We start from the raw sequence: 601 nt of genomic DNA, 5'->3' as shown, positions 1-601 counted from the left end.
ATCTACGAGGGCAATCCGATCACGGTGCTCGGGCTCGATGTCGGCAAGGTCGACAAGATCGTGCCCAAGGGGACCCTCGTCGAGGTGCACATGTCCATCGACAAGGACGTGAAGATCCCGAAGGACGCGATCGCCGCGATCGTCTCGCCGTCCATCGTGACCGACCGGCACATCGAGCTGACGCCGGTCTACACCGGCGGCGCGAGCTTGTCCGACGGCGCGCACCTGCCCAAGGCCCGCACCAGGACGCCGGTCGAACTGGACACGATGATCAAGACCATCGATCAGTTCGCCGCCGCGCTGAAGCCGGAGCCGGGCCAGGAGGGCGTCGGCCCGCTGTCGGGCCGGGTGCTCTACCCGATGCTCAACGGCAACGGCGAGAAGATCCGCGACACCCTCAACGCGCTGTCCAGCGCGCTGAAGGTCGGCGTGGACAACAAGGACGCGGTCTCCAGCATCATCATCAAGCTGAACGACCTCACCACCATGCTGGCCGAGAACGACCAGTCGGTGCGCGACTTCAGCAACCGGGTGACCCAGATGACCGGCCTGCTCGCCGACCAGGCCCCGGGCTTGCAGGCCACCCTCGACCAGCTGCTCG

Annotated in this window: 1 protein-coding gene; it reads left to right on the top strand. The window is 66.4% G+C overall.

The genetic code is table 11. The annotated features are described in order from the left end of the window. A partial coding sequence (locus ON27_RS28965) for an MlaD family protein (protein ID WP_043734522.1) occupies nucleotides 1–601 on the top strand: 601 nt, incomplete at both ends.

Origin of the sequence: Nocardia asiatica NBRC 100129 (assembly GCF_000308415.1) — a bacterium.
In the GTDB taxonomy this organism is placed as follows: Bacteria; Actinomycetota; Actinomycetes; order Mycobacteriales; family Mycobacteriaceae; genus Nocardia; species Nocardia asiatica.
The sequence above is the reverse complement of the archived record's forward strand: the minus strand, read 5'-3'. Positions and strand labels throughout refer to the sequence as shown.